14 protein-coding genes, 1 tRNA gene and 3 pseudogenes (1 of these 18 only partly in view) are annotated in these 16,263 nt (G+C 64.8%); 15 read left to right on the forward strand and 3 right to left on the reverse strand.

From position 1 onward, the window contains the following. From K728_RS0117865 to K728_RS0117885, 5 genes and pseudogenes are all read left to right on the forward strand, one after another. A partial coding sequence (locus tag K728_RS0117865; RefSeq protein ID WP_024477535.1) for a pseudouridine synthase occupies window positions 1–952 on the forward strand: 952 nt, incomplete at its 5' end. A 3-nt stretch (window positions 953–955) separates the two neighbouring features. Next, complete coding sequence (locus K728_RS0117870; protein ID WP_024477536.1) at window positions 956–2,068, forward strand: prephenate dehydrogenase; 1,113 nt, start codon at window positions 956–958, stop codon at window positions 2,066–2,068. Continuing rightward, a complete protein-coding gene (gene cmk, locus K728_RS0117875; RefSeq protein WP_024477537.1) occupies window positions 2,050–2,760 on the forward strand; it encodes a (d)CMP kinase in 711 nt (236 codons plus the stop codon). Before K728_RS0117870 ends, cmk begins: the two co-directional genes overlap by 19 nt. A gap of 18 nt (window positions 2,761–2,778) precedes the next feature. Then, window positions 2,779–4,325, forward strand: a pseudogene (der, locus tag K728_RS19940) (ribosome biogenesis GTPase Der). 163 nt (window positions 4,326–4,488) lie between these two features. Next, a tRNA-Pro gene (locus K728_RS0117885) sits at window positions 4,489–4,562 on the forward strand. Between the two features lie 551 nt (window positions 4,563–5,113). Here the strand turns inward: K728_RS0117885 and K728_RS0117895 are convergent. Then, a complete protein-coding gene (locus K728_RS0117895; protein ID WP_024477538.1) occupies window positions 5,114–5,815 on the reverse strand; it encodes a type 1 glutamine amidotransferase domain-containing protein in 702 nt (233 codons plus the stop codon). 780 nt (window positions 5,816–6,595) lie between these two features. On the opposite strand from K728_RS0117895, the gene K728_RS21460 reads away from it, so the two are divergent. The 4 genes from K728_RS21460 to ligD all read left to right on the forward strand — a co-directional run bounded on the left by K728_RS21460 (window position 6,596) and on the right by ligD (window position 10,405). Further along, window positions 6,596–8,218 carry a polysaccharide deacetylase family protein gene (locus tag K728_RS21460; RefSeq protein ID WP_202805334.1) on the forward strand — a complete coding sequence of 541 codons (1,623 nt, stop codon included), beginning with the start codon at window positions 6,596–6,598 and terminating at the stop codon, window positions 8,216–8,218. Between the two features lie 134 nt (window positions 8,219–8,352). After that, window positions 8,353–8,784, forward strand: coding sequence for a thioredoxin family protein (locus K728_RS0117905; protein ID WP_193353953.1), 432 nt, complete (start codon window positions 8,353–8,355; stop codon window positions 8,782–8,784). Then, window positions 8,765–9,295: a DUF4395 family protein gene (locus K728_RS0117910; protein ID WP_024477540.1), complete on the forward strand. Its 531-nt coding sequence runs from the start codon at window positions 8,765–8,767 to the stop codon at window positions 9,293–9,295. The genes K728_RS0117905 and K728_RS0117910 overlap by 20 nt, the downstream gene beginning before the upstream one ends. A gap of 87 nt (window positions 9,296–9,382) precedes the next feature. Continuing rightward, a complete protein-coding gene (ligD, locus tag K728_RS0117915) occupies window positions 9,383–10,405 on the forward strand; it encodes a non-homologous end-joining DNA ligase (protein WP_024477541.1) in 1,023 nt (340 codons plus the stop codon). A gap of 18 nt (window positions 10,406–10,423) precedes the next feature. On the opposite strand, the pseudogene K728_RS19950 reads toward ligD, so the two are convergent. Beyond that, window positions 10,424–11,474, reverse strand: a pseudogene (locus tag K728_RS19950) (ATP-dependent DNA ligase). A 136-nt stretch (window positions 11,475–11,610) separates the two neighbouring features. Between K728_RS19950 and gcvH the strand changes: the two are divergent. From gcvH to K728_RS0117945, 5 genes are all read left to right on the forward strand, one after another. Beyond that, a complete protein-coding gene (gcvH, locus tag K728_RS0117925; protein ID WP_019481374.1) occupies window positions 11,611–11,997 on the forward strand; it encodes a glycine cleavage system protein GcvH in 387 nt (128 codons plus the stop codon). A gap of 104 nt (window positions 11,998–12,101) precedes the next feature. Then, window positions 12,102–12,596 (forward strand): FHA domain-containing protein, encoded by a 495-nt coding sequence (locus K728_RS0117930; RefSeq protein WP_024477542.1) that lies wholly within the window; start codon window positions 12,102–12,104, stop codon window positions 12,594–12,596. A gap of 10 nt (window positions 12,597–12,606) precedes the next feature. Beyond that, complete coding sequence (gene ftsR / locus K728_RS0117935; RefSeq protein ID WP_019481372.1) at window positions 12,607–13,356, forward strand: transcriptional regulator FtsR; 750 nt, start codon at window positions 12,607–12,609, stop codon at window positions 13,354–13,356. Between the two features lie 9 nt (window positions 13,357–13,365). Then, a complete protein-coding gene (locus K728_RS0117940; protein WP_024477543.1) occupies window positions 13,366–13,875 on the forward strand; it encodes a bifunctional nuclease family protein in 510 nt (169 codons plus the stop codon). Between the two features lie 195 nt (window positions 13,876–14,070). Beyond that, entirely contained in the window at window positions 14,071–14,664 is a 594-nt protein-coding gene (locus K728_RS0117945) for a MerR family transcriptional regulator (RefSeq protein WP_019481370.1), read from the forward strand. 127 nt (window positions 14,665–14,791) lie between these two features. On the opposite strand, the gene K728_RS0117950 is transcribed toward K728_RS0117945, so the two are convergent. Beyond that, window positions 14,792–15,628 carry a ParA family protein gene (locus K728_RS0117950; protein ID WP_024477544.1) on the reverse strand — a complete coding sequence of 279 codons (837 nt, stop codon included), beginning with the start codon at window positions 15,626–15,628 and terminating at the stop codon, window positions 14,792–14,794. Between the two features lie 311 nt (window positions 15,629–15,939). Here K728_RS0117950 and K728_RS19955 point away from each other — a divergent pair. Continuing rightward, window positions 15,940–16,263: pseudogene (locus K728_RS19955) on the forward strand (pyruvate carboxylase); it runs 3,082 nt beyond the window's last position.

Consider the following 16,263-nt stretch of genomic DNA (forward strand, 5'->3'; position numbering starts at 1 on the left):
CGGCGGTTACCGCGGTTCGTCGGAGGATTCAGGCGAGGGCCGTCCCTTCGCCAACCGCACCCCCAAGCAGGCCGGCGCCAAGCAGGGCGGCAACCGACAGAAGCCAACCGGTCCCAAGGCCTTCGGCAGGGAACGCTTTGGTCAGAGCCTCGGACCGGTCCGTCGGCCCAAGGCACAGGGCCCCAAGGCACTGCCCGTCGATCGGCTCGACGTCCACAACCCCGACGGTGTGCGCCTGCAGAAGATCATGGCCTCGGCAGGAGTGGCGTCACGCCGGGTCTGCGAGGAAATGATCGAGGACGGCCGCGTCGAGGTCGACGGCACCATCGTCACCGACCTCGGTGTCCGGGTCGATCCCACCCAGGTCGCCATCCACGTTGACGGCATTCGTCTGCAGCTCAACGACCACCTGGTCTATTACGTCTTCAACAAGCCCAAGGGCGTCATCTGCACCATGGAGGACCCCGAGGGCCGTCCCTGCATCAGTGACTACCTGAAGAACAAGAACGAAAACGAGCGGCTCTTCCACGTGGGTCGTCTCGACGTCGCCACCGAGGGCCTGCTGCTCCTGACGAACGACGGCGAACTCACCAACCGCCTCACCCACCCGTCCTATGAGGTCCCCAAGACCTACCTGGTGCAGGTCCGCGGCCCCATGGCCCACGGCATCGGCGCGCAGATGCGAGAGGGCATCGAACTTGAAGACGGCATCGCCGGCGTCGACTCGTTCAGGCTCGTCGATTCCACCCCGGGACACATCCTGGTGGAGGTTGTACTTCACTCGGGCCGCAACCGTGTGGTCCGTCGCCTCTTCGAAGCTGTCGGCCACCCGGTCGAGCGGCTGGTCCGCACCCAGGTTGGCCCCATCCGGGTCAACGACCAGCGCCAGGGCAGCATTCGTGTCCTGGGCAACCAGGAAGTCGGACACCTGTTGGCAGCGGTGGGACTCTAAACCATGCCTGGCGTTAACAACGGCGGCACCCACCTGTCTGGTCCCGTGCTCATAGTGGGCACGGGGCTTTTGGGCGCCAGCATTGGGCTGGGGCTGAAGGCACGTGGGATCGACGTCGTCCTCACCGATATCTCTCCGTCCACCCAAGCGGTGGCCGAGGATATTGGCGCGGGCCGGGCCCTGAACCCGGTCGAGACGTTCGAACCGGAACTGGTCGTCATCGCAGCGCCACCGGACGTCACGGCTGACTTGAGTGCCAAGGCGCTCACCGAGTACCCGAACGCCGTCGTCGTCGACATTGCCAGCGTCAAAGCCTCGGTGCTTGACCACCTGACCACCGTCGTCGACGACGCGGCGCTAAACCGCTACGTGGGGACCCACCCGATGGCTGGCCGGGAGAAATCCGGGCCGGTTGCCGCCAGCGCTGAATTGTTCACCAGCATGCCGTGGGTGGTCTGCGCTTCAGAGCACAGCACCGCCGTGGCCATCCGCACCGCCGAAGCGTTGGCCATCGACCTGGGGGCCGTCGTCGCGCGCATGAGCGCCGAGGATCACGACCAGTCGGTCGCGCTGATCTCCCACCTACCGCAGGTCCTTTCCTCGCTGGTGGCCAGCAGGCTGCAGGATTCACCACCCCACGCGCTGGCCCTGGCCGGCAATGGGTTGCGCGATGTGACCCGGATCGCCGCCAGCGACCCACGGCTCTGGGTGCAGATCCTCTCCGCGAACGCGGACCGTCTGGTCGAGATCCTGTATGGGGTGCGCGAGGACCTGAACCGTTTGATCGGCACCCTCGAGAATCCCACGGGGGCAGGCTCGCGCCTCGACATGGCCCAGCTGATTTCCGAGGGCAACGTGGGCCAGGCCCGCATCCCCGGCAAGCATGGCACCCCGCCCGAAGCGTTCGCTCGCATGACGGTGCTCGTCGATGACGTGCCGGGGCAGATTGCGCGGCTCCTCACCGAGATTGGCGACGCCGGCATTAACCTTGAGGACCTGAGGCTGGAACACTCGCCCGGGCGTCAGGTGGGTATGGCCGAAATTTCGGTGGTGCCCGGCAAACGGCACGATCTCCTTGAATTCCTTACCGCCAACGGATGGAAAGTGGTCCAGTGAACACCCCCCATTCCTTATTCCGCATCGGCAAGTCCCTTGTCGTCGCCATCGACGGGCCCTCCGGGTCCGGTAAGTCCAGCGTGAGCCGTGAGGCTGCACGTCAACTCCATGCCGCCTACCTGGACACCGGTGCCATGTACCGGGCAGTCACCTGGCATTGTCTCGCGGAAGGGGTGGACCTGGGTGACGGCGCCGCCGTCGAACACGCCGCCCGCACGATCGAGCTGGATATCAGCACCCGTCCCGACGCCGAGTCAGTGACGGTCGGTGGTCAGGATGTCACCGCCGCGATCCGCGAACCGCGCGTCTCCGAGGCCGTTTCGGCGGTGGCCACCACCCTGGGCGCCCGCAGCGAACTGATCCGCCGTCAGCGGCAGATCATCGCCGACTCGGGGCACCGCATCGTGGCCGAGGGCCGGGACATCACCACCGTGGTCGCCCCCGACGCTGAGGTGCGGATCCTGCTGACCGCCAGCGAGGCCGCCCGCCTGCGCCGCCGTGGCGACCAGCTCGGTGGCACCCAGACCGACGCGCAGCTGCAGGAGCAGGTCATCGGCAGGGACACCAAAGACTCGAAAGTCGTCAATTTTCACCAGGCCGCAGATGGCGTGGTTACCGTAGATTCATCGGAACTCGATTTCGAGCAGACCATCACGGCTGTGCTCGACGTCGTTCGAACCGTTGCACACTGATAACGAAGGAATGCACTCATGACTGACAACCAGGCCCGCCCTGACATTGAAGGGGCAGAAGAGTTTGAGCCGACCGGCGAGGACTCGATTGCGGAGCGCCTGGCCGGAATCGACGACGACGAAGCCGAGATCCGCGCGCGGTCCCTCCGGGCCGGACTCGACGACTATGACCTCGACGAGGAAGACGCTGCCCTGCTGGCGTTGGAGCCCGAGGACTATGACCCCGACGCGCCCCTGCAGCTCGACCCGGTACTTGCGATCGTTGGACGTCCCAACGTCGGCAAGTCCACCCTGGTCAACCGCATCCTCGGCCGCCGCGAAGCGGTAGTCGAAGACACCCCCGGCGTCACCCGTGACCGGGTCATGTACTCAGCGACCTGGAACGGTCGCGGGTTCACCCTCGTGGACACCGGCGGCTGGGAGCACGACGCCCGTGGCATCCACGCCCGGGTCGCCGACCAGGCCGAGATCGCCGTCGACATGGCCGACGCTGTCCTGCTGGTCGTCGACGCCACCGTTGGCGCCACCGCCACCGACGAAGCCATTGTGCAGATGCTCCGCAAGAAGAAGAAGCCGGTCATTCTCGTCGCCAACAAGGTCGACGACATCCAGAATGAAGCCGACGCGGCCACCCTGTGGGGTCTCGGCTTCGGCCAGCCCTGGCCCGTTTCGGCCCTGCACGGACGCGGGACCGGCGACATGCTGGACCAGGCGCTCGAGGTGCTGCCGAAGTTCTCGGCGCACGGCGGACTGGAACGTTCCGGCGGTCCTCGTCGGGTTGCCTTGATCGGCCGCCCCAACGTCGGCAAGTCCTCGCTGCTGAACAAGCTCGCAGGCAGCGACCGGGTAGTGGTGGATCCGCTGGCCGGAACCACNCCCGCGACCCGGTCGACGAAATGATTGAGCTCGACGGCCGTGTCTGGCGGTTCGTGGACACCGCAGGCATCCGCCGCCGTGTGCACATGGCACAGGGCGCCGACTTCTATGCGTCGCTGCGGACCCAGTCGGCCCTGGAAAAGGCCGAGGTGGCAGTGGTGCTGCTGGCCGTGGACGAGGTGCTCAGCGAACAGGACATCCGGATCCTCAACCTCGCCATGGAGTCCGGCCGTGCCCTGGTGTTGGCGTTCAACAAGTGGGACCTGATGGACGACGAGCGCCGCAAGTACCTGGAGCGCGAGATCGAGCAGGACCTGGCCCATGTCGACTGGGCGCCCCGCGTGAACATCTCGGCGCTGACCGGCTGGCACAAGGACCGGCTCACCCCGGCCCTGGACCAGGCCCTCGAATCGTGGGACACCCGCATCCCGACCGGACGCCTCAACGCGTTCCTCGGCGAGCTGGTTGCTGCCCACCCGCACCCGGTCCGCGGTGGAAAGCAGCCCCGGATCCTCTTCGGCACGCAGGCCTCCTCGCGTCCGCCGAAGTTCGTCCTCTTCACCACCGGGTTCCTGGATCCGGGCTACCGCCGGTTCATCCAGCGTCGCCTGCGGGAGACCTTCGGCTTCGAGGGAACGCCCATCGAGGTCGCCATGCGGGTCCGCGAGAAGCGCGGCAAGAAGAAGTAGCAAGGAACGGCCCTCAGGGTCAGGATTGCCGCTTCCTAGCGGCAATCCTTGGCCCGGTGGCCGTTTTTGCCTGAGAAACCTGTTTCCGGCTCGTCTGGTTCGTCCGGAGGCCTGGCATGCGATAGGATTCTTCAGGTGGTTCGGCCTTCATTGGCCGGCCAATCGGGATGTGGCGCAGCTTGGTAGCGCACTTGACTGGGGGTCAAGGGGTCGCAGGTTCAAATCCTGTCATCCCGACAGCGAAAACCCCGNCCCGCCGACGCACCTTACTGGCATCCACCCAGACGTACCGGGCGAGGCTCTTCTCAACCCATTGGATGCGGACGGCTGCGTCGGTCCACCCGAGGGCGAAGGCCTTGACCGTGGCTGTGCCGCCGTCAGCGTAGGTAAGGTCGGTCCACAGCGGGATCGTTGCCTTGGTGGTATGCACGTCCGCCGGGTCAGGTGCATTCACCTGCAGGGGCCGCCGCCAGTTGCGGGCACCGGGAGCCAGGCCCCAACTGTCGCCGTGGAACTTGTGCACCATGGACACGAGGATAGCCCCGGCCAACGACAAAGGGGTCTCCCGGGTTGAGGCACCACCGAAGGTCTGGCGTTGCGGCTGATGTGTCGGCGCCCGAGGGGTTAGGAGGCGGTGCGGGGGATTCGGCGCAGTCCTTCGGCGTCTTCGATGCTGCTCCGGCCGCGGCCTTGCCGGAGCAGTTTTTTGGCGGCGAAATCGGACATCTACTGCTCTTAGAGGGTGTTTACCGCAGACGGCGCCCTATCCGCCGCCTGCGGTGATTGGCTTATTCGGCTAGGGCGTTGATGACGGCGAGGGCGAGGTCGTGGCTGGATTGGGGGTTCTGGCCGCTAATCAGGTTGCCGTCGCGCACCACGAAGGATGACCAGTCAGCGCCCAGCTCCACTACGGCGCCCTGCTCCTGCAATGCGGTCTCCACGAACCACGGGGTGTTCTCCCCGGTTCCCCCGGATAGCTCCTCTTTGTTGGTGAACACGGTCATCCGCCGGCCCTCGAAGGCGAACCTTCCGTTTCCGTCCACTGCACTGAGCAATCCGGCAGGACCGTGGCAGAACGGAGCGATGATTCGCCCGCTGTCGTTGGCGGCGATCAGGATGCGGCCAAGGTCCTCGTTCTGAAACAGGTCAGCCATCGGGCCGTGCCCGCCTGGCAGGACCACGGCGTCGTAATTCGCGGCGTCCACTTCGGCGAGGACCAGCGGTGCGGATAGTTCATCGTCGATGGAGGTGATGTACTCCCGGAACTCATCGACTTTCTCCTGCCCTCCGGCCATTTCCGGGGCGAGGCTGACCTGGTCGAACGTCGGCTTCACCCCGCCAGGGGAGGCGATGTGGACCGTGTGTCCGGCGCCGAGGAGGGTCCGGTGGGAAACCACCAGTTCCTCGGCCCACACCCCGGTAGGGTGCTGACTACCGTCCTTCATCGTCAGGGAATCAGCGGCCGAAACGACCATCAGAATCTTTGCCATAATGTTTTTCTCCTTTGTGATAGCAGGTAGACCCATGCACGGACCCCTGGGAAGGAACCTGTGCTTGGACCCCTTCAGTGGGGGCATAGGGTTTGCCTGAGACGGTCCGCAGGATCACGAAGCTGGCGTGGTCAGGCGGCTCCACGCGGCCAGATCGAATTCAGGCACGGGCTGCGTGGGAAGAAGTCTCATTACCCCGCTCAACCAGCCCCGCAACGTGGGTATTCCCCGTTATCCGCCGTCACTGCGGTGTGGCCGGCCTGCAAACCGCTCGCCGACGACGTCGCAGCCCTCCTTGGTTCGTGGATGGCGAGCGCGCGACACGCGGAGGCGGGTTGTTCCGGCAAGACGCCACGTCTGATCGCGGGGCCCCTCCCGAAGGCAATAGGGCCAATCACCACGGACATGCGCCGAGCCCTCGACGAGCGCTGCGTCCTAACCGAAGCGCGAGCAGGTGCCGTCCACTCACAACCGTTGTCGATGCCGTTCAAACCTGCCTCTATCAGCGGTTTCCCTGGCACCTGCCAACCCCGGTGACAACACCCCCTGGATCATGAGCGACTGGGGGCGGCAATCATGCCGGGGCCAGCAGGCCAGCACACCCACATCCTGCACCAGAAACATGCTACGAAAAAGGTGACGGGGGAAGTAGCGCGGCGCTACCGCTGAGGTGAGCAGACCACGGACTAAAGACCCTAATCCAATCGGGCCCAACGGAGTTAGATAGCAGATGAGCAGGAAAGTCCCTCAACTTGCGACTCGAGAGGTAAGGGCAAAATTATGAGCGGGAGCATCATCGAAGGATTGCGAGTGGGTGCCGCGGCTGCGAAGCGGAGCGTCATCGTGGGTGGCCTCGTGTCAGGGCTCGTACTGACCGGTGTGGTTCCCGCGGGGACCGCTCTCGCAGCGCCGGCCTACACCGCTCCAGGGATGACCGTCGAGGAGTCACCTGCCGCACTGCCAGCGCAGACTCTGCCGTCCAACCCCTCCATCGGCTTTTCGTCGCCCTACCGGATTGGGCATGGATGGACAGCCTCACGAACGATCTCGGTCGGCGACTGGGATGGCAACGGTTTCAGCGATCTGATGCTGATCGCGTCCGACGGACGCCTCCTCTATTACGCGGCCAACGCTCGGGAGCGTTTCGCGTCCCCCCGCCAGATCGGGCACGGCTGGCTGGTCGCCGAGAGCGTCCAGGGTGGCGTGGACTGGAATCGTGACGGTGCCATCGACCTGATCGCACGCTTCAAGGACGGGCGGTTGATGCTGTACCCCGGCAACGGTTCGGGTGGATTCCTCGCTGCGCGCCAGATCGGCCATGGTTGGCTGAGCATGCGGACGTGGACGCCGGTGCAGCAGTCCGTCAACGGGTATCCCGCTGTCGCGGCCACCGATATGGCCGGCATCATGCACGTCTACCCGACCAACGGCACCGGTAGCTTCCTTCCCCGTATCAGACTGGGTGGAGGCTGGCTCCCCATGCGCCAGGTCGTGGGAGCGGGCGACTGGGACAAGAACGGCCGCTCTGATCTGCTCGTTGTGGACAGCGAGGCCAGATTGCGCCTCTATGCCGCCTCGTCCAGCGGCACATCGTTCCCCATGACACAGATCGGAACGGGGTGGTCCGCCTTCCCGAAGATCTTCGCCACTCAGCTCGATCCTCGCGCCCAGACGATCTGGGCGGTGCGGACGGACGGCGCCCTGTATGCCTATCCCGCGAAGTACAGGGGCACCAACGCCGCATTCGTACCATGGCCATCCGTCCCCACCAGGTGGGATGACACCGACTGGGAGTCCTTCCCCACGACGCGCCCCGTCGTGGCCCTTACCTTTGACGGCGGTGCCTCCAATGCGGGGGTGACCTCCATCCTCAACACTCTCGACCGGTATGACGCGACGGCGTCCTTCTTCGTGACCGGCCAGTTCGCGCGTGCATATCCTGCCAGCGTGCGCGCCATGGCAGCTGACGGATACCCCGTCGGCAACCACTCCAACACCCACCCGTATTTCTCGCAGCTCACCAACGAGGCCATCCGGCTCGAACTGGCGCGAGCGGAGGCCGCCATCTGGCCGCTCACCGGCAAGACGACCATGCCCTACTTCCGGTTCCCCTACGGCGATCGGACTCAGCTCGACATCGACGTCGTCAACGGTTTCGGTTACGTTCCGTTCCGTTGGACGGTGGACACGCTGGGCTGGCGAGGGACATCCGGCGGCATCACCGCCTCGATTGTGTGCCAGCGGGTCCTGAACACGGCCCGTCCCGGCCAGATCGTTCTGATGCACGTGGGTTCCAACCCGAACGACGGCACCACCCTCGACGCCGCCGCCCTGCCCTGCATCATCGAAGGGTTGCGCGCCAGGGGCTACGGCTTCGTCACGGTGGAGGCTCTGCTGGACTGATGGAGTGCCGCATCACCGGTCCGCGTCACCCGGCCGGCTTGTAGCCTCCCTCGGCGGTGTGCATACGACGAACTGTGACGCCGCCAGGTTCAGTCCGGGGTATGCGGTCGTATCTTGGAAGAGTGAACCCTTTCGTGGCCGCCGCTATCGTCGTTGTGCTGGTCCTCGGTGCCCTCGGCATCGGACTGGCCATGCGTCACCGGTCTGGCGGCAAGCGCTCCGTGCAGGTGGGGGAGATCGCCCCGGCGGACGTGGACCTCGCGGTCCTGGGCGAACGCGCGACAGTGGTCCAGTTCAGCACCGCTTACTGCTCCCGCTGCCCTGGCGTACGACGGGCCCTCACCAACACGGTCAGGGATTACGACGGCGTCGTGTACACCGACGTCGACCTCACCCACCGGCCACATCTCGCCTCGCGGCTGAAGGTGATGCAAACCCCTACCGTGCTCGTCGTCAATCCGAACGGCGATGTCGCTGCACGCTACGCGGGCGCGGTATCAGTGGCGTCCATCCGTGCCGAAATTGACACCCTGGAAGGACCCGGCGATGACCGCCTTGCCTCATAACCCCTCGACCACACCTCTCCCCGGTATTGACCCTCGTGGCCCACGGTTTGCGGCCGCGTTGACGGCCTGCCTGCTGCTGGTCGGCACCTTCTTAGCTCTCCTGACGGCGGACGCGACTCCGCGCCTGAGTCTCGCGGAAAGGGTGTCCGACCCCGGGTTTATGATGCTTGCGAGCACCGCCTTCCTGTTCGCCTGGGGCTTCACGTCCCCACGGACCGCTCTCTGGGGCGTGCTGTTCCGCAAGGTTCTCAGCCCCCGGCTCACACCGCCGGTCGATCGTGAAGACCCTCGACTGCCACGTTTTGCTCAGGTGGTCGGCTTCATTGTGGTGACGATGGGACTGCTGCTGCACCTCGCGGCCGTCCCGTGGGCGCTTCCAATCGCCGGAGCTGCCGCGTTCGTCGCCGCGTTCCTGAACGCAGCGTTCGGACTGTGCCTCGGCTGCCAGTTGTACCTGGTCCTGGCGCAGGCCGGGCTCATCCGGCCACGAGGCGGACTCGCCGGCGCCTGAGCGAGGCAGCGCAAACGAATCACCGTCTCATGACCGGTCCTGACACCTTCAGCGGACAAGGCCGGTACCCCGGAGTATGTTGGAGCCATGGCATCTGAGGCAACAGTCCTGTCCGTTGACGGACCCCACGGCACCCGCGACGTGCGGATCTCCAGTCCCAGCCGGGTGCTCTGGCCCGATCTCGGTATCACCAAGCTCGACCTCGCCAAATACCTGGTCGAGGTGGGGGAGGCCTTCGTCGCTGCCAACGGTGACCGCCCCCTCGCCCTGCAGCGGTTCAAGGACGGGATCGACGGCGAACAGTTCTTCTCCAAGAACCCGCCCAAGGGTGCACCCGACTACATCCGATCGGTGCCCGTGATCTACCCGAGCGCCCGATCCCACCCGCAACTCGTCATCGATGAACCTGCCGCCGCCGTCTGGGCAGCCCAAATGAACACCATCGTTTTCCACCCCTGGCCGTCACGGGCCGAGAATTCCGACAACCCTGACCAGTTGCGCATCGACCTGGATCCCCAGCCGGGAACCGATTTCGACGACGCCGTCCCCGCCGCAATCGAACTGCGCAAGGTGCTCGAGGAGGCCGGACTTAACGCCTTCATCAAAACCTCCGGCAACCGGGGGCTCCACGTCTTTGCCCCGATCAAGCCGGTCCGGGAGTTTCTCGACGTCCGCCATGCGGTGATCGCGGCAGCCCGCGAACTGGAACGCCGCATGCCCGACGCCGTCACCACCGCGTGGTGGAAAGAGGAACGTGGGGAGAAGGTGTTTGTCGACTTCAATCAAGCCAACCGGGATCGCACCATCGCCGGTGCCTATAGTCCGCGGGCCCTGGCCCACGCACCGGTCTCCTGCCCGATTGGGTGGGATGAGCTGGAGAGCGCCGACCCGAAGAACTTCACCGTCCTCACGGTGCCCGAACGGCTGAAAACCGTCGGCGATCCGTGGGCCAGCTTCCACGAAAAGCCCGGCACCATCGACAAACTGCTTGACTGGTGGCAGCGCGACCTTGACTCCGGTCTCGGCGAGCTACCCTTCCCGCCGGACTACCCGAAGATGCCGGGGGAGCCCTCCCGCGTCCAGCCCAGCAGAGCGAAGAAGGACAAGTAGGTTCTCGGGCTTTATTCTCTAGGCGAGGACCTCATTCAGGTCATACGCCACCGGGACCTCCAACTGGTCGAAGGTGCAGGACTCGGGGTCGCGGTCCGGCCGCCACCGGGAAAACTGGGCTGTATGACGGAAGCGTGAGCCCTCCATCTGGTCATAGCGCACCTCCATCACCCGCCGCGGGTGCAGCCGCACAAAGGACACATCCTTGCCGGAAGCGAACCGGCTTCGATCGGTTTCCCCACGGACAGGCTCACCTGAAGCATCGCGCACGACGTCTGACGCCAGCTCATCGACCAGCTCCAGCCGGCGTTTGTTGGTGAACGCCGACGCGCCGCCCACATTGCGCAGTTCGCCGTCGTCGTACAGCCCCAGCAACAGGGACCCGACACCGGCGCCGCTGGTGTGCACCCGGTAACCGAGGACGACGACGTCGGCGGAGCGGTGATGCTTGATCTTGAGCATGCGGCGCTTGCCAGGCTCATATCCGGCGCCCAGCGGCTTGGCGACGACGCCGTCGAGCCCAGCTCCCTCAAACTCGACCAGCCAACGGCGGGNGGGCGAGGTCTACGTCGTCGGTCGTTTGAGACACATGGACAGGGGCAGCGAACGCACCAGCAATGCCTTCCAGGGCGGCCCGACGCTCAGCGAAGGGTGAGCTCATCAGATCCTTCGACCCAGCAGCCAGCAGATCGAAAGCGACGAACGAGGCGGGTGTTTCCTCGGCCAGTAACCTGACCCGGCTGTCGGCGGGGTGGATGCGCTGCGACAGCGCCTCCCAGTCCAGCCGCTCATTGCCGGGGGAGCCGGTGCGGACCACAATCTCGCCGTCGACCACGCAGCGCTCCGGAAGGGACACCTTCAGCGCCTCAACCAATTCCGGAAAATACCGGGTGAGCAGCTTCGACCCGCGGCTGCCGATCTCCAGGGTGTCGCCATCGCGGTGGATGATGGCTCGGAATCCGTCCCATTTCGGTTCGTACAGCAGGCCGCCAGCCACACTGTCCGGCTCAGGCACATCGCTGACGGCTTTGGCGAGCATGGGCTGAACGGGGAAGGGGAGATCGGTCATGAACCGATCTTTCCTCACTCGGCGAGCTGAGGGTAGTCCACCCCTGCCCATCGTCCAATCACTATGTCTATACTCGATCAGTGGCATCCAGCGGACGTCGCGCCCAGTCACACCGGAGTACGACGAAAGGCTGCCCATGAGCAACGTTCCAGATAACCTTCACTACACGGCTGAGCACGAATGGGTGACCCCGCCAAGTACCGACGGTGTGGTCCGCGTCGGCATCACGGACTTCGCGCAGGACGCTCTGGGCGACGTCGTCTACGTCCAGATGCCGGAGGCCGGCTCGCCGGTGACCGCGGCCGACGTCGTCGGTGAGGTGGAATCCACCAAGAGCGTCAGCGACATCTACGCGCCTGTGACCGGTGAGGTGGTGGCCCGAAATGAGGCCCTTGAGGACAATCCCGCGCTCATCAACTCTGATCCCTACGGTGAGGGGTGGCTCCTTGAAATCAAGGTCGCCGATCCATCCGTCGTGGATGAGCTTCTGAGTTCATCGGATTACTCACAGCAGGTAGGCTAGGGGTACCGGCTCGTCCGGCACAACTAGGCAAGATCACCGTTGCAAGGACACGGTGGCCAACCGGTCGTTCGACTGGTTGGCCACATATTTTGGGGAGGAACACCATGGTTGGCAACGAGAACGCGGCCACGTATGGCGGAAGAGAAAATCAGGCGCCGTCGCCGGAGACCACCACAATTGGAATCCCGGCGCTAGCCCCCACCGCAGTGGACCCAAAGCTGTCCCCGGAAGAGCAGGCGGCGGTCGCCGCGCTGCCCAGCACCTCTGCCTTGCTCGTGGCTCATACCGGCCCCAATTCCGGCGCCCGCTTCCTCCTGGACCAGGACGTGACAACGGTCGGACGCCACCCCAACGCTGATATCTTCCTCGACGACGTTACGGTGTCCCGTAAGCACGCCCAGTTTGAGCGGACCGACACCGGATTCACCGTGCTGGATACCCGTAGCCTCAACGGCACCTACGTCAGCAACGACCGGGTGGACAAGGTTGCGTTGCGCAACGGCAACGAAATCCAGATTGGCAAGTTCCGCCTGACCTTCTACAGTGCCCGGACAGCAGCGCCACAGCAGTCACCAGTTCAGCCTCTCGGACAGGAATAGGTCCCGCTGCATGCCCTCACCCCAGCCAGCTCGGCGCACCGTAGGACTCGCACCAGAACGAGTCCACGGCAATGTGCTCAACATCGGCGAGGTCCTCACCGAACTGTCCGGGGACTTCCCGCAGATCACTGCGTCCAAAATCCGGTTCCTGGAGGAAAAAGGGCTGATCTCCCCTCAGCGCACCCGGGCCGGATACCGGAAGTACGCGCCGCATGATGTGGAGCGCCTCCGCTTTGTGCTGGCACTGCAGCGGGACCAGTACCTGCCGCTGAAGGTCATCAAGGACTACGTGGACGCGATCGACCGCGGTGAGAAGCCGGAATCGCTGCCCGGCGGTATGACCCTGTCCCCGCGGATGGTCTCAGACCAGATGTCCCGCGACCTGCACTCCCACACCCGATCCCTGACCCTCGAAACTCTGACGGCCGAGGCCGGCGCCAGGCATGCCCTGGTGCTCGATCTGGTGGGCTTTGGCCTGATCGCCCCGGTTGACGGCCGCTTCGACGAACATGCCCTCCGCGTCACCCGGGCATGCGTATTGCTGGAGGGCCACGGGATCGAACCCCGGCACCTCCGCCCTTTCCGCGCCGCAGCTGACCGCGAACTGGGCCTCGTTGAGCGGGTTGTGACACCCGTCGCTTCCCGTCGGGACGTGGCCTCCAAGGCACGCGCCGCCGAAATGGCCCGCGAAATCAGCGAGCTGTGCCTGAACCTGCACACAGCGTTGGTACAGGGCCACATTTCCCGCATGGATAGCTAGGGGGCCGCAATGCTTGAAGTAGAAGTCGTCGGAGTCCGAATCGAACTGCCCTCCAACCAGCCCCTGGTGCTGCTGAAGGAAACCAAGGGGGAACGCCACATCCCGATCTGGATTGGTGCCCCGGAAGCCAGCGCAATCGCCTTCGTTCAGCAAGGCATTGTCCCGCCCCGGCCCATGACCCACGACCTCCTCGTCAGCGTGGTCAACGCCCTCGGCCGCGAGATCAGCCAGGTCCGGCTGATCTCCGTCGAAGATACCGTTTTTCACGCAGAGCTGGTGTTCGACGACGGCACGGCGGTGAGCTCGCGCGCATCCGACGCCATCGCGGTCGCCCTCCGCGTCCCCTGCCCCATCTACTGCGCCGTCTCCGTCCTGGACGAGGCGGGCGTGGAGATCACCGAGGCAGCTGACGACGACGACGACGATACGCCCGCTGTGCCCCCAGTCAACGCCGAACGGGAGTTGCGCCAGTTCCGCGAGTTCCTCGCCGACGTGGAACCCGAGGATTTCGAACGTTAAGGTTCCGACACGCCAAACTCTTTATGCCCTGCATCTTTGACCTGGAGTGCCCGGCGATCTAACGTCGAAGCATACGGTTTCATTGCACTACCCATTAACTCAGGGCAGACTTGAGAGCAAACCCTGAGAATCCGGTGCGTGCCTAGTGCCTACCGTCCAAGTATTCCCACGGTTATCAGAACGAGGAGGCAGCACGTGAGTCCCAAAGGCGACGCCGGTACGGGTTCCAACGCGGTTGCGTCCGGATCCGGGATCCCGGCCAGTGCGCAGGGCCTGCTGTTCACCGAAGATCTCCCCGTCCTTGATGAAGATGCTGGCTACCGCGGTCCCACTGCCTGCAAAGCGGCCGGCATCACGTACCGCCAGCTCGACTACTGGGCCCGGACCGGCCTCGTGGAACCAGCAGTCCGAGGCGCCTCCGGCTCGGGCACCCAGCGACTGTACGGTTTCCGGGACATCCTGGTACTGAAGGTCGTCAAACGACTGCTCGACACAGGCGTCTCCCTCCAGCAGATCCGCGCCGCAATTGAGCACCTCCGGGAACGCGGCGTCGAGGATCTAGCCCAGATCACCCTGATGAGCGACGGCGCCAGCGTCTACGAGTGCACCTCGGCCGAGGAAGTTATCGACCTGGTCCAGGGTGGCCAGGGCGTATTTGGCATTGCTGTCGGCAAGGTCTGGCGTGAGGTGGAAGGCAGCCTCGCGGCCCTCCCCAGCGAACACGCAGCCGATCAGGACTTCCCCGACGATGAACTCAGCAAGCGCCGGGCCACCCGCAAGATCAGCTAGGGCCTAGCTAACCCACCCATGGATTAGGCGAGGCCCCCTTCGAGCAAGCGAGAGCCCCCTGAGCCAGGCGAGGCCCCTTCGAATGAGGCGAGAGCCACCTGAGCCAGGCGAGAGCCACCTCGTTCCCTCAGGCGCGTCGGGCCACCCGGCTTCTCAGCCGGCCGGAATCCACCAGGTTTTTCAGCAACTCATCAAAGTAGCCGGCGGCATTGCGCGCCGATTCGCCCGGCCAATGGTGCACCGAGTGGGCGGCACCCTGAATCTGCTGCCAGTTCGCCTGCTCAGTAATGGTGGGACTCAATAGGAGATCACCAAACATCTGGCGCATTTCCGCAAGGCGGAACGCGTGCTCGTTCGAACCGGGACGTACCCGGTTGGCGACAATCCCTGCGGTGGACAAATTCGGCGCAAATTCTCGTTTGAACAGCTCGATAGCCCGCATGGTCCGCTCTGTGCCTGCCACCGAGAACAGGCCCGGCTCGGCGACCAGCAGCACCCGGTTGCTGGCGGTCCACGCCATCCGGGTCAGCCCGTTGAGGGATGGCGGGCAATCGATGAGAACCAGCCCATAACCCTCCAGACGCGACAGCAGGGTGGTGAGCCGTCGCAGATCCCGCCGTCCCAGATCTGGTCGGTCGTAAATACCCGAGTAGGCGGAGCCCACTGCGACGTCGAGAACAGGTGCCTTCCCCGACAACGGCGGGTTCTGTTGGATGGCCGAAGCCACCCAACCGCTGGGCACCACGTTGGCTCCGAGGTCGCCGCGACGCGCAATCTTCAGCAGACGGCCGATATCGAGTTGATCAGCGGATCTCACACCCAGACCGGTGGTGGCGTCAGCATGCGGGTCCAAATCAACGACCAGGGTCGGGATTCCAGCGGCAAGCGCTGCCGAGGCCAATCCGAGAGTCACGGACGTCTTGCCGACACCGCCCTTGAGGCTGCTGATGCTCACTACTTGCACTTGTTAAACCAATACCTAACATCTCGTGTGCGCGGCTGCCGGACGTCGCGCCAGCGGGAATCCTGGGCCGCAGTTTGAGCCGGCGGCCTCTATTTCGTCTGGGTTTGGTCAGTTCCGCATCAATGGCGGTCGACCTACCGTTCCATCATAGGTGAGCGGTAGGGGTTCCGAAGTCAGCGGTGCCCGGGACGCCGGTCAGATGTTGAGAAAGGTTAAGAGGTCGACGTCACAGCGCGGTAGGGTGAGGATTGCCGTGATGCAGGACACGGACGCACGTATCCATTGGTGAGATGCACGGACGCAGGAGAGCAATGTTTTCGAAGATTCTGGTAGCTAACCGTGGCGAGATTGCCATCCGTGCCTTCAGGGCTGGCTTTGAGGTGGGGGCAAAGACGGTTGCTGTGTTCCCGTACGAGGACCGCAATTCGATCCACCGGCAGAAGGCTGACGAGGCTTACCTCATTGGTGAAGAGGGTCACCCGGTCCGCGCCTACCTGGACGTAGAGGAAATTGTGCGTGTCGCCAAGGAATCCGGGTGTGACGCCATCTACCCGGGTTACGGTTTCCTGTCGGAAAACCCGGGACTCGCCCGGGCCGCCGAAAAGGCCGGCATCACTTTCGTCGGACCGCCAGCC

The sequence above is a fragment of the Arthrobacter sp. CAL618 genome (assembly GCF_000468215.1).
In the GTDB taxonomy this organism is placed as follows: domain Bacteria; phylum Actinomycetota; class Actinomycetes; order Actinomycetales; family Micrococcaceae; genus Arthrobacter_D.